The organism is Citrobacter sp. wls708 (assembly GCF_005281255.1).
GTDB classification, from domain to species: Bacteria; Pseudomonadota; Gammaproteobacteria; order Enterobacterales; family Enterobacteriaceae; genus Citrobacter; species Citrobacter werkmanii.
In genome coordinates, this window is the sequence record NZ_SZXE01000016.1 from 151,392 (window position 1) to 176,200 (window position 24,809).

Annotated in this window: 23 protein-coding genes and 1 pseudogene; 6 read left to right on the plus strand and 18 right to left on the minus strand. The window is 53.5% G+C overall.

Going from position 1 to position 24,809, the window contains the following annotated elements:
* Positions 1–19: 19 nt before the first annotated feature.
* Both FDW97_RS10445 and cobO read left to right on the plus strand, forming a co-directional pair.
* On the plus strand, positions 20–1,672 hold the full coding sequence (locus FDW97_RS10445) for a class I fumarate hydratase (protein ID WP_061381689.1): 1,653 nt from the start codon (positions 20–22) through the stop codon (positions 1,670–1,672).
* A 9-nt stretch (positions 1,673–1,681) separates the two neighbouring features.
* Positions 1,682–2,284 (plus strand): cob(I)yrinic acid a,c-diamide adenosyltransferase, encoded by a 603-nt coding sequence (cobO, locus tag FDW97_RS10450; protein WP_137351011.1) that lies wholly within the window; start codon positions 1,682–1,684, stop codon positions 2,282–2,284.
* Positions 2,285–2,366: 82 nt separating this feature from the next.
* Here cobO and FDW97_RS10455 read toward each other — a convergent pair whose 3' ends face one another.
* Positions 2,367–3,269 (minus strand): LysR family transcriptional regulator, encoded by a 903-nt coding sequence (locus FDW97_RS10455; RefSeq protein WP_038638907.1) that lies wholly within the window; start codon positions 3,267–3,269, stop codon positions 2,367–2,369.
* Between the two features lie 405 nt (positions 3,270–3,674).
* Here FDW97_RS10455 and cobA point away from each other — a divergent pair, with 405 nt between their 5' ends.
* Positions 3,675–4,463: a uroporphyrinogen-III C-methyltransferase gene (gene cobA, locus FDW97_RS10460; protein ID WP_137351012.1), complete on the plus strand. Its 789-nt coding sequence runs from the start codon at positions 3,675–3,677 to the stop codon at positions 4,461–4,463.
* Here the strand turns inward: cobA and FDW97_RS10465 are convergent.
* From FDW97_RS10465 to sdhC, 9 genes are all read right to left on the minus strand, one after another.
* Positions 4,442–5,332 carry a PocR ligand-binding domain-containing protein gene (locus tag FDW97_RS10465; RefSeq protein ID WP_137351013.1) on the minus strand — a complete coding sequence of 297 codons (891 nt, stop codon included), beginning with the start codon at positions 5,330–5,332 and terminating at the stop codon, positions 4,442–4,444. The genes cobA and FDW97_RS10465 overlap by 22 nt on opposite strands.
* Before the next feature lie 226 nt (positions 5,333–5,558).
* Complete coding sequence (gene sucD, locus FDW97_RS10470) at positions 5,559–6,428, minus strand: succinate--CoA ligase subunit alpha (protein WP_003022929.1); 870 nt, start codon at positions 6,426–6,428, stop codon at positions 5,559–5,561.
* The gene (sucC, locus tag FDW97_RS10475; protein ID WP_038638897.1) at positions 6,428–7,594 is read right to left on the minus strand and encodes an ADP-forming succinate--CoA ligase subunit beta; all 1,167 of its coding nucleotides are present in this window, start codon (positions 7,592–7,594) and stop codon (positions 6,428–6,430) included. Before sucC ends, sucD begins: the two co-directional genes overlap by 1 nt.
* 91 nt (positions 7,595–7,685) lie before the next feature.
* Positions 7,686–8,909 (minus strand): 2-oxoglutarate dehydrogenase complex dihydrolipoyllysine-residue succinyltransferase, encoded by a 1,224-nt coding sequence (gene odhB, locus FDW97_RS10480; RefSeq protein ID WP_038638894.1) that lies wholly within the window; start codon positions 8,907–8,909, stop codon positions 7,686–7,688.
* Positions 8,910–8,923: 14 nt separating this feature from the next.
* On the minus strand, positions 8,924–11,725 hold the full coding sequence (sucA, locus tag FDW97_RS10485) for a 2-oxoglutarate dehydrogenase E1 component (protein ID WP_038638891.1): 2,802 nt from the start codon (positions 11,723–11,725) through the stop codon (positions 8,924–8,926).
* Positions 11,726–11,989: 264 nt separating this feature from the next.
* Positions 11,990–12,706 (minus strand): succinate dehydrogenase iron-sulfur subunit SdhB, encoded by a 717-nt coding sequence (gene sdhB / locus FDW97_RS10490; RefSeq protein WP_038638888.1) that lies wholly within the window; start codon positions 12,704–12,706, stop codon positions 11,990–11,992.
* A gap of 15 nt (positions 12,707–12,721) precedes the next feature.
* A complete protein-coding gene (sdhA, locus tag FDW97_RS10495) occupies positions 12,722–14,488 on the minus strand; it encodes a succinate dehydrogenase flavoprotein subunit (protein ID WP_038638885.1) in 1,767 nt (588 codons plus the stop codon).
* Entirely contained in the window at positions 14,488–14,835 is a 348-nt protein-coding gene (gene sdhD / locus FDW97_RS10500) for a succinate dehydrogenase membrane anchor subunit (protein ID WP_137351014.1), read from the minus strand. Before sdhD ends, sdhA begins: the two co-directional genes overlap by 1 nt.
* The gene (sdhC, locus tag FDW97_RS10505) at positions 14,829–15,233 is read right to left on the minus strand and encodes a succinate dehydrogenase cytochrome b556 subunit (protein ID WP_042309715.1); all 405 of its coding nucleotides are present in this window, start codon (positions 15,231–15,233) and stop codon (positions 14,829–14,831) included. Before sdhC ends, sdhD begins: the two co-directional genes overlap by 7 nt.
* Before the next feature lie 382 nt (positions 15,234–15,615).
* Here sdhC and FDW97_RS23520 point away from each other — a divergent pair.
* The 3 genes and pseudogenes from FDW97_RS23520 (at position 15,616) to FDW97_RS10515 (ending at position 18,434) form a co-directional block, all read left to right on the plus strand.
* Positions 15,616–15,726: pseudogene (locus tag FDW97_RS23520) on the plus strand (hypothetical protein).
* Between the two features lie 203 nt (positions 15,727–15,929).
* Positions 15,930–17,213: a citrate synthase gene (locus FDW97_RS10510; protein ID WP_137351015.1), complete on the plus strand. Its 1,284-nt coding sequence runs from the start codon at positions 15,930–15,932 to the stop codon at positions 17,211–17,213.
* Positions 17,214–17,387: 174 nt separating this feature from the next.
* Positions 17,388–18,434 carry an AbrB family transcriptional regulator gene (locus FDW97_RS10515; protein WP_137351016.1) on the plus strand — a complete coding sequence of 349 codons (1,047 nt, stop codon included), beginning with the start codon at positions 17,388–17,390 and terminating at the stop codon, positions 18,432–18,434.
* Here FDW97_RS10515 and nei read toward each other — a convergent pair.
* From nei to ybgI, 8 genes are read right to left on the minus strand one after another with little or no spacing between them, the layout of a single operon-like run.
* Entirely contained in the window at positions 18,431–19,222 is a 792-nt protein-coding gene (gene nei / locus FDW97_RS10520) for an endonuclease VIII (protein ID WP_121528773.1), read from the minus strand. The two genes, FDW97_RS10515 and nei, sit on opposite strands and share 4 nt — an antisense overlap.
* Positions 19,223–19,236: 14 nt before the next feature.
* A complete protein-coding gene (gene pcp, locus FDW97_RS10525; RefSeq protein ID WP_038638875.1) occupies positions 19,237–19,881 on the minus strand; it encodes a pyroglutamyl-peptidase I in 645 nt (214 codons plus the stop codon).
* 9 nt (positions 19,882–19,890) lie between these two features.
* Positions 19,891–20,886, minus strand: a complete 996-nt coding sequence (locus tag FDW97_RS10530) for a DUF979 domain-containing protein (protein ID WP_038638872.1) — start codon at positions 20,884–20,886, stop codon at positions 19,891–19,893.
* The gene (locus tag FDW97_RS10535) at positions 20,883–21,605 is read right to left on the minus strand and encodes a DUF969 domain-containing protein (RefSeq protein ID WP_003831395.1); all 723 of its coding nucleotides are present in this window, start codon (positions 21,603–21,605) and stop codon (positions 20,883–20,885) included. The genes FDW97_RS10530 and FDW97_RS10535 overlap by 4 nt, the downstream gene beginning before the upstream one ends.
* Before the next feature lie 52 nt (positions 21,606–21,657).
* Entirely contained in the window at positions 21,658–22,392 is a 735-nt protein-coding gene (gene pxpA, locus FDW97_RS10540) for a 5-oxoprolinase subunit PxpA (protein WP_137351017.1), read from the minus strand.
* Positions 22,382–23,314, minus strand: a complete 933-nt coding sequence (gene pxpC, locus FDW97_RS10545; protein ID WP_137351018.1) for a 5-oxoprolinase subunit PxpC — start codon at positions 23,312–23,314, stop codon at positions 22,382–22,384. The genes pxpA and pxpC overlap by 11 nt, the downstream gene beginning before the upstream one ends.
* Entirely contained in the window at positions 23,308–23,964 is a 657-nt protein-coding gene (gene pxpB / locus FDW97_RS10550) for a 5-oxoprolinase subunit PxpB (RefSeq protein ID WP_137351019.1), read from the minus strand. Before pxpB ends, pxpC begins: the two co-directional genes overlap by 7 nt.
* A gap of 15 nt (positions 23,965–23,979) precedes the next feature.
* Positions 23,980–24,723, minus strand: a complete 744-nt coding sequence (gene ybgI, locus FDW97_RS10555) for a radiation resistance protein YbgI (protein WP_016152273.1) — start codon at positions 24,721–24,723, stop codon at positions 23,980–23,982.
* Between the last annotated feature and the right edge of the window lie 86 nt (positions 24,724–24,809).

The following is a 24,809-nucleotide window of genomic DNA, read 5'->3' on the forward strand; positions in this document are numbered from 1 at the left end:
GAAGAGGTGAGAAGTAAACATGTCTAAACCATTTGTCTGGCAGGAACTCTTTGTTCAGGGTAAAGATAGTACCGAATATGAATTACTGAGTAATCAGCACGTTACAGTTTCGGAGTTAGACGGAGAGGAAGTGATTAAGGTTGCGCCTGAAGCGTTAACCTTATTAGCACAGCAGGCATTTTATGAGGCTTCATTCTTCCTGCGCGCCGGACATTTGAAACAGATCGCCAGCATTCTGCACGATCCACAGGCCAGCGGTAACGATAAGTATGTTGCATTGCAACTGCTGCGCAACGCTGAAGTTTCGGCCAAAGGCGTGCTGCCTAACTGTCAGGATACCGGAACGGCAACGATTGTGGCCTGCAAAGGTCAGCATGTCTGGACCGGCGGCGATGACGCAGAAGCGTTAAGCAAAGGCGTGTATACTACCTTCACCGAAAACAACCTGCGTTATTCGCAAAATGCCCCGCTGGATATGTACACCGAGGTCAATACTCAGACTAACCTGCCGGCACAAATCGATATCAGCGCCACGCCTGGCAATGAATACCGCTTCCTGTTTGTCAACAAAGGCGGCGGCTCGGCCAATAAAGCGGCGCTGTTCCAGGAAACAAAATCCATTCTGCAACCGGAAAAGCTCACCGCCTTTCTGATCGAAAAAATGAAATCACTGGGCACAGCCGCCTGCCCGCCGTATCACATCGCTTTCGTCGTTGGAGGCTTGTCGGCCGACCAGGCGCTGAAAGTCGCCAAGCTGGCTTCAACCAAGTATTACGACAACCTGCCCACCAGCGGGAACGAACTGGGTCAGGCGTTCCGCGATACGGCCCTGGAAGCCGAGTTGCTCAATGCCAGCCGTGAGTTTGGTATCGGCGCGCAGTTTGGCGGCAAGTACTTTGCCCACGATATCCGCGTGATTCGCCTGCCGCGTCACGGTGGTTCCTGCCCTATCGCCATGGCCCTCTCCTGCTCAGCCGACCGCAACATTAAGGCTAAAATTAACAAACACGGTATCTGGCTGGAGAAACTGGAGCATAACCCGGGCAAATTCATTCCTGATTCCCAACGGGTAGAAAATGGCGCCCAAACCGTACAGTTGGATCTCAACCGCCCGCTACGCGAGATTCTGCACGACCTGTCCGCTCTGCCTATCGGTACTCGTTTGTCGTTAAGTGGTCCAATTGTTGTCGCCCGTGATATTGCCCACGCTAACATCAAAGCGCGCCTGGATAACGGCGAACCGATGCCGGAATACATGAAAAAGCATATCGTCTATTACGCAGGTCCCGCCAAAACGCCGGAGAATCAGGCCTGTGGTTCAATGGGTCCCACCACTGGCGGGCGCATGGATGGGTATGTCGATGCTTTCCAGGCACAAGGCGGTAGTCTCATTATGCTCACCAAAGGTAACCGCAGCCAACAGGTCACTGATGCCTGCCATAAACACGGTGGATTTAGCCTCGGTAGCATCGGCGGCGCCGCGGCCCTGCTTGCCCAACAGTACGTGAAAAGCCTGCACTGCCTGGAATATCCCGAACTGGGAATGGAAGCGGTCTGGATGATGGAAGTTAAAAATATGCCGGCCTTCGTGTTAGTCGACGACAAAGGTAATAACTTCTTTAGTCAGTTTGAGCAGCAACATCGCTGCGCAACCTGTCCGGCAGGACATTAAGGAGACGTAATGGAAGCGCGAGCCAATAATGACAGACACCGCCAACGTCAGCAGAAACTGAAAGAACAGGTTGATACCCGCGTGGCGGCGGCAACGGAGAAGAAAGGGATCCTGATTGTCTTCACCGGTAACGGTAAAGGGAAATCCACCGCAGCCTTTGGCACAGCAACGCGCGCGGTTGGTCACGGAAAAACCGTTGGCATCGCGCAGTTTATCAAAGGTCAGTGGGATAATGGCGAGTACAACACCCTGCAGCCGCTCGGCGTTGAATTCCATATTATGGGCACCGGATTTACCTGGGAAACCCAAAACCGGCAAGCGGATATCGACGCGGCCACTTTAGTCTGGCAAGAAAGTAAGCGCATGCTGGCTGATGCGCATTACGATCTGGTGGTGCTGGATGAACTGACTTACATGCTGGCTTACCACTACCTGGATACCCAGGAGGTTCTCAGCGCCATCGAAAATCGCCCTGTCGGTCAGAGTGTTATCGTCACCGGGCGCGGATGCCACGCACTGTTGCTGGAACTGGCCGATACGGTCAGCGAAATTCGCCCGGTCAAGCACGCGTTTGACAGCGGTATTCAGGCGCAGGTGGGAATCGACTGGTAGCCATTCTTTTGCCGGATAACGACGCCCTGGCGTCTTATCCGGCCTACCGTTCTTTGCAGGCCTGACAAGGCACACGGTACCATCAGGCAGGCGATACCACAGATTTATTCAACAGCCAGTCCCGGAAGATCTGTAAATGCACAGATTCCGCTTTCTCTTCACGCCACGTCATGATGAAACGGTTCCCGGTTCGCATCGGGACATCGCAAGGAATGACCATATCACCACTGTCCAGATCGTGCTGAATGGCAAAACGAGGAAGCAATGCCACGCCCAGATTAGAGCGAACCGCCGCAATCAGCATCGACAGCAAATCAAATCTTGGACCTTTATTGACCAACGGGCTGCTGACGTCTGACAGCGCGAACCATTCCTGCCAGCCTTTGATACGCGTGCTTTGGTGTAAAAGCGGGAATTCGTTCAGCAACTCCTCGACCGCCAGTTTCCGCTCCGGCTCAGCCAGCAAGCAGCGGCTGCAGACCGGCAGAATTTCCTCTTCAAACAGGTACTCAACGCCCGACCATGGCGAGTAGAAATCTTCACGCATGATTGCCGCGTCATACTCCCGATTGAGAAAATCACCAATATTCGCCAGCGAATGGATATTCACGATAATATCAGGATTGAGTTTGTTGAACTCGCGCAGATTCGGGATCAGCCAATGCGTGCTGAAGGTCGGATTCACTGCCAGCTCAATAACCTGCACCGTCGGCTGCCAGGTCATTATCGTCGTCGTATCTCGCTCAAGTTTATTTAACGTTTCTTTAACGATACTTAAATAATGTTTGCCCGCCGCATTTAAAAAAATGCGTTTCTTGGCATGATTAAATAGCGAGGTATTCAGAAAATCCTCCAGTGCATTCACCTGACGGAAAACAGCACTTTGTGTTAAAGCCAGCTCTTCAGCAGCCCGGGTATAACTTTCGTGACGCGCAACAACTTCAAAAGTTACCAGCAACTCCGTCTTCGGTATTTTTCCTCTCATAACCTCTTCCATATGCAGCGTACAAAAATAGTTTAATTTATAAAAAATAATTCAAGACACCCAGATAAGCATCGAGAGTTATATTTTATTTCATCCATTGATGTCATTGATCCAATCCATGATTTACTCATACAGATGGCGGATAAATATTAACCAATAATACTCAAGCACAACAATAAACACAATTTAAATAAGGTTAAACCTATGCAAATAGTGCCAATAAGTTCTTAATAATTTTTCAAGTTAACTTGTTTATTGCAGAAAAAACTTTGCGAGATTAATCAATATTATCCATGCGATAATTTTAGATAATTTCACGTTATAACTTACGGGCAAACGACTGCTTTTAATCATTCCTTGATGTAGTTTCTGCCTTTTTTTGTTAGACGTGATAAAGGACACAATGTGAAAACTTTCGGAAAGGTCTGGCTCGTTGGAGCAGGTCCCGGTGATATTTCATTGCTCACCCTCAAAGCGATGATGTGCATTAAGCAGGCTGATGTCATTATTTACGATCGGCTGGTCAATCCCAAAATTTTGGAATGGGCATTACCTGATTGCCTGCTTATCAATGTCGGCAAAAATCCCGGCTTTCATTGTGTTCCCCAGGATGAAATTAACGCATTACTGATCCAGTATGCCCAAACACATAACAACATCGTACGCCTGAAAGGGGGCGATCCTTATGTGTTTGGTCGTGGGGCCGAAGAAGTTGAAGATCTTGTTGAAGCGGGTATCCCATTTGAAGTTGTGCCGGGTATCAGTTCTACCATCGGCGGCCTGGCCTATGCCGGGATCCCGGTGACGCATCGCGATTTCGCCTCCGGTTTTCACGTGGTGACAGGCCATACGCGGGAAGGCAACCAGCAGCAGGACTGGCGTCAACTGGCGAAGCTAAATGGCACGCTGGTTATCGTCATGGGAATCGCCAATTTGGCGTTTATTTGCGAAGAGCTGTTGATGGGCGGTAAATCAGCAGATACACCCGCAGCGCTAATTATGTCCGCCACCCGAGAGAATCAACGCCGACTAACCTGTACGCTCGGTTCATTACTGAGCAAAGCGCAGGAGGCTAACATTGCACCACCTGCGCTGATTGTTATTGGCGAGGTGGTGACCCTGAGCGATCGACTCTCTTTTATACCGGAAGCCATCACCATGGCAGAAGATCTTTACTGCGAAAGTCTGGCATGACGAAAAGACTGGGGCGACGTTTGATGCGCCGCCCTGAAAACGCGGCAAAAGTAGCTGGTTTGCGCGTATTGAAGTTTCCGGGCAATACTGTCTATTGAGTGCACGGGATCGTGCAACAACTCCCCCGCTTTTTGCATTTTTTTCTGATTCACCCAGGTTTTAAAATTAACGCCCTGCCGCTTCTTAAAAAATCGGCTGAAATAGTTCGCGCTTAAGCACACATGCGCCGCTACGGATTCCAGGGATAATTCACCATACAAATTTTCATCAATATAACGCAGCGCCGCCAGAAGTTTTTTCTCATGACGAGAAGGTTCAGTGAAATAATGACGAACGTAACGGGTCGGTGGGGCGAATATCTGATCGGATTGTCGCTCTTGCTCATAGTTATCAACAATAAAACTTAACAAATTAGCCGATGCCACCAGCGTATTATTATCCACTACCGCAACCTGACCCCATTCAGCTTTTATTTTTGGGTCATCCATCCATGAAAATTTATTATTAATTACGATAGTTTTATATTCCTGATACTTTGACCGGACCTGCCCGCAAACAATAAAACCATAAAGATGCCCTTCATTAATTATTGGCATCGAGAACAAACTTAACCCTGCATGACAGGTGAGTATTCTGGGTTTAAGCTGTTTTAGCCCCTCAAAAGCGCACTGCTTATCGCATTTTTCGCAACCTACACGATACCGCTCATCCGCCCGCATTAATGTGCAGAACGAATTAAAATTATGACAATCCGACAGTGCCTTGCCGTGAATATCAATCACGACCGCGGCTAACCCGGTCGCGCGAGAGAATACTTCGGCTATCGAGAAAAAAACGTGTAAATAGTCATTCTGGATTTTCAGCGGCACGCTCTCCTCCGGCACTCATGATATTAAAGCCGGTAATATGCAGAATTTAATCAAGAGAAAGAATGATGCTGACCGCAAAAAATAATCTCATTTATGAATATGATTATGATCGAATCGCAAGAGAATAGACGGCAGAAAACAAAAAAGGCCATCATCAGATGGCCAACCATGTCGAAACGGGACCAGCCCTTGACCATGCAGATAGTCAGGGCTGTTTTTTTACTTCTTACTTAATAACGGTTTTCAGCGCTTCGCCGATATCGGCCAGGCTGCGAACGGTTTTCACGCCGGCAGCTTCCAGAGCCGCGAATTTCTCGTCCGCGGTACCCTTACCACCGGCAATGATCGCACCGGCGTGGCCCATACGTTTTCCTTTCGGCGCGGTGACGCCCGCGATGTAGCCGACAACCGGCTTGGTGACGTGATCTTTAATGTACGCCGCCGCTTCTTCTTCCGCGCTACCGCCGATCTCACCGATCATCACGATCGCTTCAGTCTGCGGATCTTCCTGGAACAGCTTCAGAATGTCGATGAAGTTAGAGCCTGGAATCGGGTCGCCGCCGATACCGACACAGGTGGACTGGCCGAAACCGTAGTCGGTGGTCTGCTTAACCGCTTCATAGGTCAGCGTACCGGAACGGGAAACGATACCCACTTTACCCGGCTTGTGAATGTGACCCGGCATGATGCCGATTTTGCATTCGCCCGGGGTGATCACGCCTGGGCAGTTCGGGCCGATCATGCGCACGCCCGCTTCGTCCAGCTTCACCTTCACGGTCAGCATATCCAGCGTCGGGATACCTTCGGTGATGGTGATAATCAGTTTGATGCCTGCATCAATTGCTTCCAGGATGGAGTCTTTGCAGAACGGCGCCGGAACGTAGATAACGGTGGCGGTTGCGCCGGTCGCTTCTACCGCTTCACGCACGGTGTTAAACACCGGCAGACCCAGGTGAGTGGTGCCGCCTTTGCCTGGCGTTACGCCGCCAACCATCTGCGTACCGTAAGCAATCGCCTGTTCGGAGTGGAATGTCCCCTGGCTACCGGTGAAGCCCTGGCAGATAACCTTGGTATCTTTATTAATTAAAACTGACATTATTTCCCCTCCACTGCGGCAACAACCTGCTGAGCTGCATCCGTCAGACTTTTCGCTGCAATAATATTCAGGCCGCTATCAGCCAGTTTTTTCGCGCCGAGTTCGGCGTTGTTGCCTTCCAGACGAACGACAACCGGAACGTTAACGCCCACTTCCGCTACCGCGCCGATGATACCGTCAGCGATCAGGTCGCAACGTACGATACCGCCGAAGATGTTAACCAGTACGGCTTTTACATTGTCATCGGAGAGGATGATTTTGAACGCTTCGGTCACGCGCTCTTTGGTCGCGCCGCCGCCCACGTCGAGGAAGTTAGCCGGTTCGCCGCCGTGCAGTTTAACGATATCCATGGTGCCCATTGCCAGGCCCGCGCCGTTAACCATACAGCCGATGTTGCCGTCCAGCGCAACGTAGTTCAGTTCCCACTGTGCCGCCTGCGCTTCACGCGGATCTTCCTGAGACTGGTCGCGCATTTCACGCAGGTCAGCCTGGCGGAACAGCGCGTTGCCGTCAGCGCCCAGTTTGCCGTCGAGGCAGATCAGGTCGCCCTGTTTGGTCACTACCAGCGGGTTGATTTCGATCAGCGCCAGGTCGCGCTCCAGGAAGATAGTCGCCAGACCCATGAAGATCTTGGTGAACTGCTGAACCTGTTTACCTTCCAGACCCAGTTTGAACGCCAGCTCGCGTCCCTGGTAAGGCATCGGGCCTGCCAGCGGATCCAGCGCCACTTTGTGGATCAGGTGTGGGGTTTCTTCCGCCACTTTTTCAATTTCCACGCCGCCTTCGGTAGAGGCCATAAAGACCACGCGACGGGAGCTACGGTCAACCACTGCGCCGAGGTAAAGTTCTTTACCGATATCGGTCGCCGCTTCAACCAGGATCTGATTTACCGGTTGGCCATTCGCGTCTGTCTGGTAAGTCACCAGACGTTTCCCCAGCCAGTGCTCAGCAAAAGCGCGAATGTCTTCTTTGCTGTTAACAACCTTCACACCGCCCGCTTTACCACGGCCACCAGCGTGAACCTGACATTTCACTACCCACGGGCCTGCGCCGATTTTAGATGCGGCTTCTTCAGCTTCACGCGGAGTATTACAGGCATAACCCACCGGTGCCGGTAAGCCATAGCGGGCAAAAAGTTGTTTTGCCTGATATTCATGTAAGTTCATGTGTTCTGTCCATCCTTCAGGTAATCGTTATCTTTTACCCGTAGGCCTGATAAGGCGTCCAGACCTACGGGGCAGGTGATACTCTTTTTCGTTACACGTCCAGCAGCAGACGCGTTGGATCTTCCAGCAACTCTTTAATGGTTACCAGGAAGCCTACTGACTCACGACCATCGATCAGACGGTGATCGTAAGACAGCGCCAGATACATCATCGGCAGGATTTCAACCTTGCCGTCTACCGCCATCGGACGATCTTTGATGGCATGCATACCCAGGATGGCGCTCTGCGGTGGGTTGATAATCGGCGTAGACATCAGGGAACCGAACACACCGCCATTAGTGATGGTGAAGTTACCGCCCGTCAGATCTTCAACCGTCAACTTGCCGTCGCGACCTTTTACTGCCAGCTCTTTAATGTTCTTCTCAATGTCAGCCATACCCAGCAGATCCACATCACGCAGGACCGGCGTTACCAGGCCGCGCGGCGTGGAGACCGCCATGCTGACATCAAAGTAGTTGTGGTACACCACGTCATCGCCATCGATAGAGGCGTTGACTTCCGGATAGCGTTTCAGCGCTTCAACCACCGCTTTCACGTAGAAAGACATAAAGCCCAGACGGATACCGTGGCGTTTCTCGAACGCGTCGCCGTACTGCTTACGCAGGTCCATAATCGGCTTCATGTTGACTTCGTTGAACGTCGTCAGCATGGCGGTGGAGTTTTTCGCTTCCAGCAGACGTTCGGCTACGCGTTTGCGCAGACGAGTCATCGGAACACGTTTTTCGCCACGCGCACCCAGTTGAGGCTGAGGCGCAGGCGCGGCGGCTGGTGCTTTGGCTTCGGCTGTTGCTGCCGGCGCTTTGGCCAGATGCTTTTCCACATCTTCGCGGGTAATGCGGCCACCGACGCCAGTGCCTTTGATGGCGCTGGCTTCGAGGTTATGTTCACCGAGCAGGCGACGGATCGCCGGGCTCAGGGCATCGTTGTTCTGCTCAGTAAGCGACGCCTGCTGGCGCTGTGCCGGAGTCGAATCTTTCTCTTCAGACTTGGCGCTGGTTTCTTTACCCGCGCTGTTGCCTTCACGCAGGCGACCGAGGATCTGGCGAGAGGTGACGGTTGTCCCTTCATCTTCCAGAACCGCATCAAGGATACCGTCCGCTGATGCCGGTACTTCCAGTACCACTTTGTCAGTTTCGATTTCTACCAGTACTTCATCACGACGTACTGCATCGCCCGGTTTTTTGTGCCAGGTTGCAACCGTTGCATCCGCTACGGATTCAGGCAGGTCGGGAACAAGAATATCTACGCTACTCATTATTTATCCTTTATTTAATCGACGTTCAGCGCGTCATTAACCAGATCTTGTTGCTGTTTCTGGTGAACGGACATATACCCTACTGCCGGAGAGGCAGAGGCCGGGCGACCTGCATAACGCAGAGCGGACCCAAATGGAATCACTTCACGGAAATGATGCTGACTGCAGTACCATGCGCCCTGGTTGAGCGGCTCTTCCTGGCACCAGACAAAATCATGTACGTGAGCGAACGGTTTCAGCGCTTCCTGCACCGCTTTATGCGGGAACGGATAGAGCTGTTCGATGCGCACAATGGCAACATCTTTTTGATCATTCTTGCGGCGTTGCTCCAGCAGGTCGTAATAAACCTTACCAGAACACATCACGACACGCTTCACGCCTTTCGGATCAAGCTCATCGACTTCGCCAATGGCCGGCAGGAAGGTGCCATTTGCCAGTTCATCCAGCGTAGAGACCGCCAGCGGATGGCGCAGCAGCGACTTCGGCGACATCACCACCAGTGGACGGCGCATACCGCGCAGCGCCTGACGACGCAGCATGTGGTACACCTGTGCCGGGGTAGACGGGACGCAAACCTGCATGTTTTGCTCAGCGCAAAGTTGCAGATAACGTTCCAGACGCGCGGAGGAGTGCTCCGGACCCTGACCTTCGTAGCCGTGCGGCAGCAGCATAACCAGACCGCACATACGACCCCATTTCTGTTCGCCGGAAGAGATGAACTGGTCGATAACGACCTGAGCACCGTTGGCGAAGTCACCGAACTGCGCTTCCCAGATGGTCAGCGTGCGCGGTTCCGCCGTGGCATAGCCGTATTCAAACGCCAGCACTGCTTCTTCAGACAGTACGGAGTCCCATACGCGGAACGTGCCCTGGCCGTTATGCACATGCTGCAGCGGCGTGTAGGTTGAACCGTTTGCCTGGTTATGAATCACCGCGTGACGGTGGAAGAAGGTTCCGCGACCGGAGTCTTCACCCGACAGACGAACCGGAATGCCTTCGTCAACCAGCGTGGCGTAGGCCAGATTCTCTGCGCCCCCCCAGTCGAACAGCTTCTCGCCTGCGGCCATGGCCTGACGATCGCCGTAAATTTTGGCAACGCGCGACTGCATTTCAACCGCTTCAGGGACAGTGCTGATGCGTTTAGCCAGCTCCTGCAGACGCTTCATCTCAACTTTGTTCGGGTAGCTTTCGTCCCATTCGTGGTTGAGATATGGCGACCAGGTGAAGGAGTGCATGTTCATTGGACGCCACTCTTTCACTACACACTCGCCAGCATCCAGCGCATCGCGATACAGGTTGACCATTTCGGTCGCATCTTCCAGCGTGGCGACTTTGTCCGCTTCCAGCTTGTCGGCGTAGATTTTGCGCGGCGTCGGATGCTTTTTGATTTTCTGATACATCAGCGGCTGGGTTGCGCTCGGCTCGTCGGCTTCGTTGTGGCCGTGACGGCGATAGCACACCAGATCGATGAAGACATCGCGTTTGAAGGTATTACGGAAGTCCAGCGCCAGACGCGTGACGAAAGCGACCGCTTCCGGGTCATCCGCATTGACGTGGAAAATCGGCGCCTGAACCATCTTACCGATGTCGGTGCAGTATGGGGTAGAACGCGCATCCAACGGGTTAGAGGTGGTGAAGCCCACCTGGTTGTTGATAACGATGCGAACGGTACCGCCCACTTCGTAACCACGCGCTTTCGACATGTTCAGGGTTTCCTGAACCACGCCCTGCCCGGTGACTGCCGCATCGCCGTGAATGGTGATAGGCAGGACTTTATTGCTGCTCGGCTCATCCAGACGATCCAGACGCGCACGGACGGAACCGATTACCACCGGGCTAACAATTTCCAGGTGCGACGGATTAAACGCCAGCGCCAGGTGTACCAGACCGCCTTCGGTTTCGATATCCGATGAGAAGCCCATGTGGTACTTCACGTCGCCAGTGCCGAGGTGTTCTTTATGTTTGCCCGCGAATTCGTCGAACAGGTCCTGCGGCTTTTTACCCAGCACGTTGACCAGTACGTTCAGACGACCACGGTGCGCCATGCCCAGCACCACTTCACGCGTACCGCTGTTGCCCGCGTGGCGGATCATCTCTTTGAGCATCGGGATTAACGCATCACCGCCTTCCAGCGAGAAGCGTTTCGCGCCCGGGAACTTCGCGCCCAGATAGCGTTCCAGGCCTTCCGCAGCGGTCAGTTCGCTGAGGAAGCGTTTTTTCTCTTCGCTACTGAACGCGGCACGGCCAGACTCGATGCGCTGCTGAAGCCAGCGTTTTTCTTCGGTGCTGGTGATGTGCATATACTCGGCGCCAATCGGACCGCAGTAGGTTTGTTTCAGCGCAACAACCAGGTCGCTCAGCTTCATAGTGTCTTTGCCGCCGGCAAAAGAACCTACGTTAAAGCTTTCCTGAAAATCCGCATCGGTCAGATCGTGGAAAGATGGATCCAGATCGGCCACTTTCTCTTGCTGCCACAGTCCCAGCGGATCGAGATTCGCATGTTGATGACCGCGGAAACGGTAGGCGTTAATGAGCTGCAGGACTTTAACCTGCTTCACATTGGCATCAGGGTCGGAAATAGAAGAAGAGTAACGTGGGGTAATCAACGCCTGCCGACGGAAATAATCACGTGTTTTTGAGTGGAGTTGATCCGGTTTGACTCCGGTGCCAGGTAACTGCTGGAACGTCGAACGCCAGTTAGCATCTACCGAGTCAGGGTCGGTTAAGAAGTCTTCATAGAGCTGTTCTATCCAGCTCTGGTTCGAGCCAGAGAGGTAAGAAGAGTCCAACCAGGCTTTCAAAGCGCTGTTCTGCATCGTGATCCCTTAAGCATTTGTATGCTTACTTCGCCGTGGATACTACCACGCACACCGATGTGCGTGCCGGGGTTCACTTGTTGCGGACTGTCGTGTCATCTGCGTCCGCTAAGGAACCTTTAAAAACTGTCTAATAATATGGCAGTTTTTAGAGGTTTCCTGCACTTCTATTGCCCGATGGCGCGTAGCTTTCAGGCCTACAAGGTACGTAACCCGTAGGCCGGATAAGACGGTACGTCGCCATCCGGCAACCACTACAACAACTTACGCACTACGCTTGAGCAGCATCGACTTAATATGGCCGATGGCGCGCGTAGGGTTTAGCCCCTTAGGACATACGCTGACGCAGTTCATGATGCTGTGACAGCGGAATACGCTGAAAGCGTCACTTAAACCTTCCAGGCGGCTGTCGGTCTCGGTATCGCGGCTGTCAATCAGGAAGCGATACGCGGCCAGCAGACCTGCCGGACCGATGAACTTGTCCGGATTCCACCAGAATGATGGGCAGGACGTTGAGCAGCATGCACACAAAATACATTCATACAGCCCATCGAGCTTCTCACGCTGCTCTGGCATTTGTAAATGCTCACGAGCCGGTGGATTTTTCCCATTATTCAACAAGTAAGGCTTAATCTTCTCATACTGTGCGTAGAATTGTCCCATGTCTACCACCAAATCGCGCACAACCGGTAAACCCGGCAGCGGGCGAATGACAATCTTCTTGCCCGGCTGATTCAGCGCAGAAACAGGTGTGATACAGGCCAGTCCATTTTTGCCGTTCATGTTCAGACCGTCGGAGCCGCAGACCCCTTCACGGCAGGAACGACGAAACGACAGCGACGGATCTTTTTCCTTCAGCTGCATTAATGCATCCAGCAGCATCATGTCGCGCCCTTCTTCCGCCTCCAGGGTGTAATCCTGCATACGCGGAGCATCGTCAACATCCGGGTTATAGCGATAAACTGAAAACTCGAGTTTCATTGTCCTGTCTCCGCATTAATAAGTACGAATCTTCGGCGGGAATGCCGGGCGCAGCTTCGGTTCCATATTGACTTGACGTCGCGTCATGGTTTCCGACTCTGGCAGATACAGGGAATGGCACAGCCAGTTTTCATCATCACGTTCCGGGAAGTCGAAGCGGCTATGCGCGCCACGGCTTTCGGTACGGAAGTTTGCAGAGACTGCGGTGGCGTAAGCGGTTTCCATCAGGTTATCCAGCTCCAGACACTCAACGCGCTGGGTGTTAAATTCACTGGAGGTATCATCCAGACGGGCGTTTTTCAGACGCTCACGAATCGCTTTCAGCTCTTCCAGTCCTTTCGCCATCGCATCGCCTTCGCGGAATACCGAGAAGTTATGCTGCATACATTCCTGCAGCGCTTTGCGAATGGCCACTGGATCTTCGCCGTTACGGTTGCCGTTCCAGCGATTCAGACGGGCCAGAGAAGCATCGATCTCGTCTTCCGTCGCATCCAGCAGGTCGCCCTGTTCCGCGATAGATTCCTGCAGATGCAGACCTACCGCACGACCAAAGACCACCAGATCCAGCAGCGAGTTGCCGCCCAGACGGTTGGCGCCGTGAACCGATACGCAGGCGATTTCGCCTACCGCAAACAGCCCCGGAATCACCACATCTTCGCCCTGCTCGTTTACGGTCAACGCCTGACCGGTTACTTTGGTCGGGATACCGCCCATCATATAGTGACAGGTAGGAATTACCGGGATCGGCTCTTTCACCGGGTCAACGTGGGCAAACGTACGAGACAGTTCGAGAATACCCGGCAGCCGGGACTCCAGCACTTCTTTACCCAGATGATCGAGTTTCAGCTTGGCGTGCGGACCCCACGGGCCATCACAGCCGCGGCCTTCACGGATTTCGATCATGATGGAACGCGCCACCACGTCACGACCCGCCAGATCTTTCGCATTCGGGGCATAACGCTCCATGAAGCGCTCGCCGTGTTTGTTCAGCAGATAGCCGCCTTCACCGCGGCAGCCTTCTGTGACCAGCACGCCCGCGCCGGCGATACCGGTGGGGTGGAACTGCCACATCTCCATATCCTGCACCGGCACGCCAGCGCGGATAGCCATACCGACGCCGTCACCGGTATTGATGTGGGCGTTAGTAGTGGATTGATAAATACGGCCTGCGCCGCCGGTGGCCAGTACGGTTGCGCGGGCTTTAAAGTAAACCACTTCACCGGTTTCGATACACAGTGCGGTACAACCGACAATCGCGCCGTCAGCGTTCTTTACCAGGTCCAACGCATACCACTCAGAAAAGATGGTGGTGTGGTTTTTCAGGTTCTGCTGATACAGGGTATGCAGTAGCGCGTGGCCGGTACGGTCTGCCGCTGCGGCGGTACGAGCCGCCTGCTCGCCGCCGAAGTTTTTCGACTGACCGCCAAACGGACGTTGATAAATGGTGCCATTATCGAGACGAGAGAACGGCAGGCCCATATGGTCCAGCTCCAGAATCGCTTCCGGGCCGGTTTTACACATATATTCAATTGCGTCCTGATCGCCAATGTAGTCCGACCCTTTGACGGTGTCGTACATGTGCCATTCCCAGTTATCTTCATGGGTATTACCGAGCGCCACGGTGATGCCACCCTGCGCGGATACGGTATGGGAACGGGTTGGAAATACTTTGGAGAGCAGCGCACAGGTCTGTCCGCTCTGGGAAATTTGCAGCGCCGCGCGCATACCTGCGCCACCGGCACCAATCACAACAGCATCAAATTCTCTGACTGGCAGTTTCATTACACACCCCACACCACAACAAATCCATAAATGACGTAAACCACCAGCGCAATGACGATAGCCAGTTGCAGAATCAGGCGTACAGCCAGCGGTTTAACGTAGTCGGTCAACACCTGCCACATGCCAATCCAGGCATGAATCAAGATGGAAAAAAGCGCCAGCAGGGTGAAGACTTTGGTGAATGCCGATGAGAAGAAACCGGTCCAGACTTCAAAGGTCAACTCGCCGCTGGTGGCGAAGAAGCCGACCATATAGATGATGTATAACGTCAGAACGATAGCGGTAGCACGGACCAGAATGAAGTCATGTACGCCGTTGCGTCCTAATGCGGAGGCGTTGCTTACCATACGAGGACTCCTGCGAGAAGTGAAAGCACGACAATGATAACGAAACAAATTTTGGCGGAGCGTGTCCCTGCTTCGAGGGTTTCTTCGATATAGCCAAAATCCATCAACAGATGGCGAATGCCCATTACGGCGTGATAGGCCAGCGCAATCAGGATCCCCCACATGATTAACTCCACAAAGAAGTTATTCATAATGGATGACGCCGTGAGGAAACCTTCAGGGGAGGAAAGGCTGGTACCCAATAACCACAACAGAATCCCGACCGCCACGAAGGTGATCACTCCGGAAACGCGATGGAGAATGGACGCTATCGCCGTGATTGGGAACCGGATCGTTTGCAGATCCAGATTGACAGGTCTTTGTTTTTTCACATTTCTTATCATGAATAACGCCCACATGCTGTTCTTATTATTCCCTTTGGACTTCGGGCACAGAAGATAAGACTTCTGTAGTCTGAAAGACGCCGGGATTTCCTTCCTCCGGTCTGCTTGCGGGTCAGACAGCGTCCTTACTATAACTACGCGTCATATAAAACACTGCTTCCAGTTGCTAAAACGACACGTTACAACGCTGGTTGGCTCGGGATTGCAGGGTATTCCGGAGACCTGGCGGCAGTATAGGACGTTCACAAAATCATTACAATTAACCTACATATAGTTTGTCGGGTTTTATCCCGAACAGTGACATAGGTCACGATAACAACATTATTTTAATTTTTAACCATCTGATTTGACAATCATTAAACAAAGTTGTTACAAACAACACCAGAAAAAGCATATAATGCGTAAAAGTTATGGGGTCACTCTTTCACCGGAGATTTAGTTATGTAACAGTGTGGAAGTATTGACCAATACCTTCAGGACAGTTATTAGTGATAGACAGGTTAAATAATTCGGATTGCTAAGTTGTTGATTTGTTACTATTTCACCATGAGTTAACTGATTTACCTGCAAGCGCCCATTGCTCTGTACCCTGGTTTTCGCCTCTATCGCAGAGCGGCGAGCCGAATAAAAAACTGGTAACGGTTGATTGATGTATCGAAAACAAGTCTGACTTCCGCAGTCTTAAGTAATAAGGCGCTAAGGAGACCGTAAATGGCTGATACTAAAGCAAAAATCACTCTAAATGGTGACGCTGCTATTGAACTGGATGTGCTGAAAGGTACGCTCGGTCAAGATGTTATTGATATTCGTAGCCTTGGCTCAAAGGGGATGTTTACTTTTGACCCAGGTTTCACCTCTACCGCATCCTGCGAATCCAAAATTACGTTCATCGATGGTGATGAAGGCATTTTGCTGCATCGCGGCTTCCCGATTGACCAGTTGGCGACCGAGTCCAACTATCTGGAAGTGTGTTATATCCTGCTGTACGGCGAAAAACCGACGCAGGAGGAGTACGACGAGTTCAAAACCACGGTCACTCGCCATACCATGATTCACGAGCAGATCACGCGTCTGTTCCACGGTTTCCGCCGCGACTCTCACCCGATGGCCGTTATGTGCGGTGTCACCGGGGCGCTGGCTGCGTTCTATCACGATTCGCTGGACGTAAATAATGCGCGTCACCGTGAAATCGCCGCTTTCCGTCTGCTGTCCAAAATGCCGACCATGGCAGCGATGTGTTACAAATACTCCATCGGCCAGCCGTTCGTTTACCCGCGCAATGATCTCTCCTACGCCGGTAACTTCCTGAACATGATGTTCTCCACGCCGTGCGAAAAATACGAAGTTAATCCAATCCTGGAACGCGCCATGGACCGTATCCTGATCCTGCACGCTGACCACGAACAGAACGCCTCGACCTCTACCGTACGTACCGCAGGTTCTTCTGGCGCGAACCCGTTTGCCTGCATCGCGGCTGGTATTGCTTCCCTGTGGGGACCGGCACACGGCGGCGCCAACGAAGCTGCGCTGAAAATGCTGGAAGAAATCAGCTCAGTTAAACACATTCCGGAATTTGTTCGCCGCGCGAAAGACAAGAATGATTCTTTCCGCCTGATGGGCTTTGGTCACCGTGTTTACAAAAACTATGACCCGCGCGCCACCGTGATGCGTGAAACCTGCCATGAAGTGCTGAAAGAGCTGGGCACCAAAGATGATCTGCTGGAAGTGGCAATGGAGCTTGAGCACATTGCGCTCAACGACCCGTACTTCATCGAGAAGAAACTCTACCCGAACGTCGACTTCTACTCTGGCATCATTCTGAAAGCGATGGGCATTCCGTCCTCCATGTTCACTGTGATCTTCGCTATGGCGCGTACCGTTGGCTGGATTGCACACTGGAACGAAATGCACACCGACGGCATGAAAATCGCCCGTCCTCGTCAGCTGTATACCGGCTACGACAAGCGCGACTTTAAGTCTGATATTAAGCATTAATTGTCTGCCGGATAGCGCTCTCGCCTGTCCGGCCTACTCCCTTGTATCTTCCAGGCCGGACAGGGTGTTAATGCCGCTGTCCGGTCTGTTTATTCTTGACCCACATTATTTTATTCTCATCACGTTTTCTCTATGATTTACTGAGATCTTCCTCATTTCACTCAGGAGCATGGGATGCCTGTTTTGCAGTGGAGCCTGCTATTTCTGCTATCACTCCTTCTTTCCCTGTTCTTTCTGTTGATACATCTTCCAGGCGCATTGCTGCTCGGCTCGATGATTGTCGGTATCATTTTCAGTATGCGCGGGATCTCCCTGCACCCTCCCCGCTGCACATTTCTTGCCGCTCAGGCCATTCTCGGCTGCATGATTGCGCAAAACCTCACCGGATCCATTTTAACGACACTTGCGGCACACTGGCCGATGGTGATTGTCATCCTGCTGGCAACCCTGATTAGCAGCGCGGTGATCGGCTGGCTGCTGGTTCGCTACAGCAATCTGCCGGGGAACACCGGCGCGTGGGGGTCATCACCTGGCGGGGCAGCCGCGATGGTTGCGATGGCGCAGGATTATGGCGCTGACATCCGCCTGGTGGCGTTTATGCAGTATTTGCGCGTACTGTTGGTGGTCGGCGCTGCCGCGCTGGTCACCCGATTTGTCATGGGCGAACAGGCACAAACGGTCGGCCAGCAAATCGTCTGGTTTCCACCGCTGAGTCTTAATCTGTTAAGTACCATACTGCTGGCCGCAGTTGCTGGTGTGGCCGGGCGCTTACTGCGTATCCCCTCCGGCGTGATGTTACTGCCCATGCTGGCGGGCGCATTGCTAAACGCAGGCGGTATAATGGTCATTGAACTGCCGGAATGGTTACTGGCGATAGCGTATATGGCGATTGGCTGGCAAATCGGTCTTGGCTTTGACAAACAGATTTTTTTAATGGCGCTGCGGCCACTGCCGCAAATATTGTTGTCCATTTTTTCACTGATGGCGATTTGTGCCGCGATGGCCTGGGGGCTGGCGCATTATATGCAAATCGACTTTCTCACCGCCTATCTGGCGACCAGCCCTGGCGGAGTGGATTCCGTCGCGGTAATTGCCGCTGGCAGCCACGCCGATATAGCGCTAATCATGGCGATGCAAACCCTGCGGCTGTTCAGTATTTTATTGACCGGTCCGGCGGTGGCACGTTTTATTTCAGCGCATGCGCCAAGACAGTCCACCTAATGCTGGCAGCCCGGACACCAGTAAAAGGGTCGCGAGGAAAGTGTCGTTTTCTCGATGATGCCGCCACAGCGCTCACAGGCTTCGCCATCCCGATGAAAGACCTTAAAGCGAAACAGCGCGCCGTGGTGCTTATTGTCATCGACCTGGCCGCGAGTGTTATACGACAGGCGAGGAATATCAAGTAGCGCTTGCGCCAGCGCATCCAACTGTTCATCGCTAAGCTGTGACGCTTTATGCTGACCGGTCAACCCCACATGCCAGAGAATTTCTACCCGCAGATAGTTACCTAATCCCGCCAGAAATGCCTGATCCAACAGCAGACCGGAAAACTGGCGATTGCGAAAACGAGATGACAGCAGACGCGTTTTTACCTCTGCGGCCGTTAAACGCAAATCCAGCACGTCCGGTCCAACCCGTTGCAGAAATGGATGGGTGGTGAGCTGCTGTGGCGTCAGCATTTCGATGTCAGACGCGCTATACAGCAGGATAGTTTTATCCTCGGTTTGCAGCCTGACGCGCAGCACCCGCGTGGTTTGCGGAATGTTGCCGGTATCTACCACTCGCCACACGCCGTAAAGCTGATTGTGGCTATACAGCGTCAGGCCATTGGAAAAATGGGTCAGCAAGGCTTTACCCCGCGTTTCAAGCTGGGTAACACTCTGCCCGATGAGTTGGGATTGATACGGTTTTAACTGCTCAAAGGCAAACCAGACATCCGTCAGGGGTTTACCTTTGACTGCCGCCTCCAGGGTATCCGCCGCGCGGCGGATCTCCGGGCCTTCAGGCATAATACTGTCCTTTGTTAATGTGTTGCGCCGCCTGTTACCGCGATATCGCTTTCCAACTGCAATGCGGTGGCAATCGCGACCTCCAGCGCCCGACGTACTGTTTCCGCCGCCATACTTGGCGCACCGGGGTGCTGCGCGGCCTGTTGTGGCAGATAAGGAATATGAATAAAACCGCCCTTCACTGCCGGCACGTCGCGTAATTTATGCAGCAGGCCATACATCACGTGGTTACACACGAAGGTACCCGCCGTCTGAGAAACCGAGGCCGGAATTCCCGCGTTGCGCATGGCGACAACCATCGCTTTGATCGGCAATGTGCTGAACCACGCCGCAGGGCCATCGGCCACAATCGGTACATCAATCGGCTGTTGCCCCTGATTATCCGCAATACGCGCATCGTCAACATTAATCGCCACGCGCTCCACGGTAATATCCGTTCGGCCACCCGCCTGCCCCACCGCCAGCACCAGCGATGGCGACAATGCGTCAATCGCGGCATTGAGTACGGAGAGAGACTCGCCAAAGACGCACGGCAACTGGCGGGCAACGACACGGCATCCATCGATGATAGCATTGTCGAGACCCGAGACCACTTCCCAGGAAGGGTTAACTGACTCGCCGCCAAAGGGTTCAAATCCCGTGATGAGTACTGTTTTCATCCTTCCTCCTTACAGGAACATCAGGAAATACATCAGGAAAACGTTAACCAACAGCAGCAGTATGCCGGTTGGCACCTGCGCTTTAATCACCGCGTTTTTGTCTGGTAGCTCCAGCAGCGCCGCAGGCACAATATTGAAGTTCGCCGCCATTGGCGTCATCAATGTTCCGCAATAGCCGGAGAACATACCAATCGCCGCCATCACCGCCGGGTTACCACCGTGTTGCAGTACGAGGATCGGAATACCAATTCCCGCGGTCACGATCGGGAAAGCGGCAAACGCATTGCCCATCACCATCGTCAACAAGGCCATACCAATGGTGTACACCGCCACCGCGATAAAACGGCTATCCACCGCCAGATATTCCTGGGTCAGATATGAAATGCCGCTGCCGACGCCCGCCGCAGTGAACAACAGTCCGAGCGTGGCCAGGATTTGCGGCAGGATGAATGCCCACCCGATGGAGTCCAGCAGTCGGCGCGCTTCCTGAATCGGCTGATGCACCCGCTCATGGGTCATTTTTATCGCCATCGCCAGACCAATCAACGAACCTGCGGTCATCGAAAAGAGCGTCACCAGCGTGGCATGATTACCCGGCCCAAACAGCGCATCCTGTAAACCCGGAATATGGTTGAACATCAGCACGCCGATAACGGTTACCACCGGGATCGCCAGCGCCGGAAAAAACAGGCGATTACCCAGACGACTGGCGCTCTCTTCGCGCTGTTGCTGCGTTCGTTGATGGTAGCTTCCCAGCTTTACGCCGCCGAAACCGGCGATCAGGGCCAGTATGACCACCGCGACGCCGACGGCAATATGCACAGCGCGTTTATCGCCAAACAGCGAGTATGTCCAGTCGCCAAGCAGAAAGAGAACGCCGTACAGGCCCCAAAACAAACCGGTGGTTAAGCGACGCGGGTTAGCCTTATCCCGCCACGACATCAGCGCCACAATCAGTAATACCGCGCCTGCCAGCCAGTAGAGATAGCTTTGCTGAAAATTCATTTCGCTTCCCCTTTCGCTGCGGCATTCGCTTTCGCCACTTCACGCTGCAAATAGCTATCCAGCCGCCACAGACGCGTGCCGTGGATCAGGAAGGCGCAAATTGCCGTCGGGATCCCCCACAGGGCGATATGCAGCGGTTCGGTCTGGATCCCGCCCGATTCCAGCATAAAATTGTGCATGAATATGATGGCACCGAAGGCAACAAAGATATCTTCACCGAAAAACAGCCCAACGTTATCAGTCGCGGCAGACATGGCGCGCAGACGATAACGAACCGCGCCCGGTATCTCACCGTGGTTTTTCTCGGCGGCCCCTTCCGCCATTGGCGCCAGCAGCGGACGCACCATCTGCGGATGTCCCCCCAGGCTGGTCAGCCCTAAGGCGGCGGTCGCCTCACGAATAAACAGATAGACAATAAGCAGACGGCCGCTGGTGGCGCTGCGGATTTTGGCAATCCACGCCTGAGCGCGCTCTTTGAGTCCGTGACGCTCCAGCAGACCAATAACCGCCAGGGGGATCAGCAGGATAAACGGCAGGTTGCGGGTGTTGAGAAATCCCTCACCCAGCTTTTCCAGAATGGTAGCGATTGGCATATGCGCCGCCAGTCCGGTGACGATCCCGGCAATAATGACCACCAATACCGGGTTAAAACGTAAAAGAAATCCGACCACAATGACGGCGATACCCGTCAATGGCCAGAGAGAAATGACCTCTCCCATAATTAAATCCCTTATGTTGTTGTGTAATATATTATTGTTTTGTATGAAAAAATTATGCGCTAATTTGAATATTGCATGCTTCGAATGCGCTGCGCAAGCGACGGGCAAAAGCGAGTGCGTGCTCGCCATCCCCATGAATGCATACCGTCTGGGCTATCACGTTCGCCCATGTTCCGCTCTGGCTTTTTACTCTACCGGATTGCACCATTTCTAGCGTTTGCGCCAGCGCCTGCTCTTCATCCTCAATCAATGCGCCAGGCTGGCTACGCGGAACCAGACTGCCGTCAGCCTGGTAACCCCGATCGGCAAAAACCTCCTGACGCGTCACCAGGCCATAATGTTCCCCGGCGCGAATCAGTTCGCTTCCCGCCAGCCCCACCAGAACCAGCGAAGGATCGCAGGCATGCACCGCTTTCGCAATCGCGTTCGCCAACTGTGGATCTTTTGCCGCCTGGTTATAAAGCATACCGTGGGGTTTCACATGGTGCATCACGCCGCCTTCCGCGCGCGTAATGGCTGCCAGCGCACCAATTTGATACAGCGTCTGCGCATAAACCGTTTCCACAGGCAGAGTCATGGCGCTACGGCCAAAATTCTCCCGATCCGGAAAGCTCGGATGTGCGCCTACCGCCACGCCATTTTTTAGCGCTTCACGCACGCTTAAAAGCATGGTTTGCGCATCACCGGCGTGAAATCCACAGGCGATATTAGCTGACGACACCAGTTGCAGCAGCGCTGCATCGTTAGCACAGCCCTCACCGAGGTCTGCGTTGAGATCAATTTTCATTATTAAGTCGCCATGTTAACTGTTGCAGATAACGCTGCTGATCGTGGCGCGCCTTAAGCGCTTCCTCCAGCGAACACTGCACAAAATGAATCGGCTGACCGAGCGGGATCTGCGCCAGATGGTACATATCCGCTTCGATGATACAGGCGATGCGCGGATAGCCGCCCGTCGTCTGGGCATCGTTCATCAGCACGATCGGTTGACCATTATGCGGAACCTGCACCACGCCGGGGAGTAAGCCATGCGACAGCAACTCGCGATCGGTCATACGCGTCAACGGCTGCCCCTGCAGGCGATAGCCCATCCGGTTGCTTTGCGGGCTAAGCTGCCACGGCGAACGCCAGAAAGACGCCTGCGAGACCTCGTCAAATTCCTGGTATTCAGGCCCGGGCAGCGCGCGAATGTGGTTTCCCCACATCAGCTGTTTTACCCCCTGAGGTCCGCTGAATTGCCGGGTAGATACCCCAATCGCCAGCCGATCGCCATCACGCAGCAGACGCCCCTCCAGCCCGCCAATGCCAACTTTAAGATCGGTGCTGCGCGAGCCCATGACTTCGGGAACATCAAATCCGCCCGCAACCGCCAGATAACTACGCATACCATGATGTGGACGTTTTAGCGTCAGTCGCTGTCCCGCTTTCACCGGCAATCGCCACCCACTCCACACAGGAGCACGATCCAGATGCGCTTCGCATCCGGCGCCGGTCAGGGCAAACCAACCATCGGCTTCAAATTCGGCTACCAGTTGCCCCAGCGTGATTTCCAGCGCAGCGGCATTCGCATCATTTCCCACCAGCAGGTTAGCAACGTTTAACGCCGGTTTATCCAGCGCGCCGCAGTGGCTGATGCCGGATTGACGAAAATTGTGGCGTCCGCCGTCCTGGACCGAGGTGTACATGCCCGCACGAATGATGTTTAACATACCCCCTCCTTCTGCGGAACAAAACGCACGGTATCCCCAGCGCGCAACAGGATCGGCTCTTCTCGTTTTGGATCAAATAACGACACGGAGGTACGCCCAATCAATTGCCATCCGCCAGGCGTGGCAAGCGGATAGACCCCCGTTTGCGATCCACCAATACCTACAGAACCTGCCGGAACAAGCAGACGCGGTTCTGACCGTCTGGGGGTATGGAGTGGTTCAGGTAAGCTCCCCAGATAGGGGAACCCTGGCTGAAAACCAATAAACCACACCACATAGTCGACTGACGCATGAAGTTCAACAACCTGCTTGTCGCTTAATCCACTGTGCCGGGCGACCTCTGCCAGATCGGGGCCAAACTCACCGCCATAACTCACGGGAATTTCAATAAAACGCGAATCCGGCTCCAGCGCTTCGCTCTCTTCCCACCAGCGCTGCAGGCGTTCAATCGCATCCAGCGCCAGCGTTTGTGGGTCACGCAAGATCACCGTGATATTGTTCATTCCTGGAATCGCTTCACGTACATTCGGAGCATCAACCAGACGCTGGGCCAGACGCCAGATACGTTTTTGAGTCGCCAGCGTAATGGGCGGCTCCAGTTCCAGAACTACCGCAGTCTCACCTAACAGATAACAACGCGCTCGCTGCACTTTCGTCCCTCTTTATTACGCTGGGTTAGGAATATCAATAAAAGTGACATCCAGATCGGTATTTTCATTCAGCCATTCGCTTAATGCGCGAATCCCGCCGCGTTCGGTCGCATGGTGACCGGCAGCATAAAAATGCAGCCCCTGTTCGCGGGCAGAGTGAATGGTTTGCTCTGAGACTTCACCGGTGATAAAGGCATCGACGCCAAACCGGGCTGCGCTATCAATGAAGCTTTGACCGCCCCCCGTACACCACGCGACGCGTTGCACCTTTTCCGGCCCGGTATCACCGCACCATAACGGTTTACGGCCCAGACGCGCTTCAATCCACGACGCCAGCTCCAGCCCCGGAACCGGCATAGAGAGTTCACCCCACGGTACCAGCGGCTCAATTTCCCCCATCACGGTAATCCCCAATAGCGCGGCAAGCTGCGCGTTATTGCCCAGTTCCGGATGGGCATCCAGCGGCAGATGCCAGCCATACAGGTTAATATCATTTTCCAACAGCGTTTTCAGACGATGGCGCTTCATGCCGCGAATCACCGGAGATTCGCCTTTCCAGAAATAACCGTGATGAACGATGACCGCATCGGCCTGCAGGCGCACTGCCTCGTCCAGCAGCGCCTGACTTGCGGTCACGCCGGTCACGATTTTATGCACCGTCTCTTTGCCCTCAACCTGCAAACCGTTCGGCGCATAGTCGCTAATGGCGGCGCTGTTCAGTTTGTCATTGATCAGTTGTTCCAGTTCGGTGTTTTTCATCATCGTCCTCGTTGTCATAAGTTCTGCCTGCCCAATCAGCAACACAGCTTAGGTTAAAATAGCGTCCTCGCCTGCGTTCGTCGATA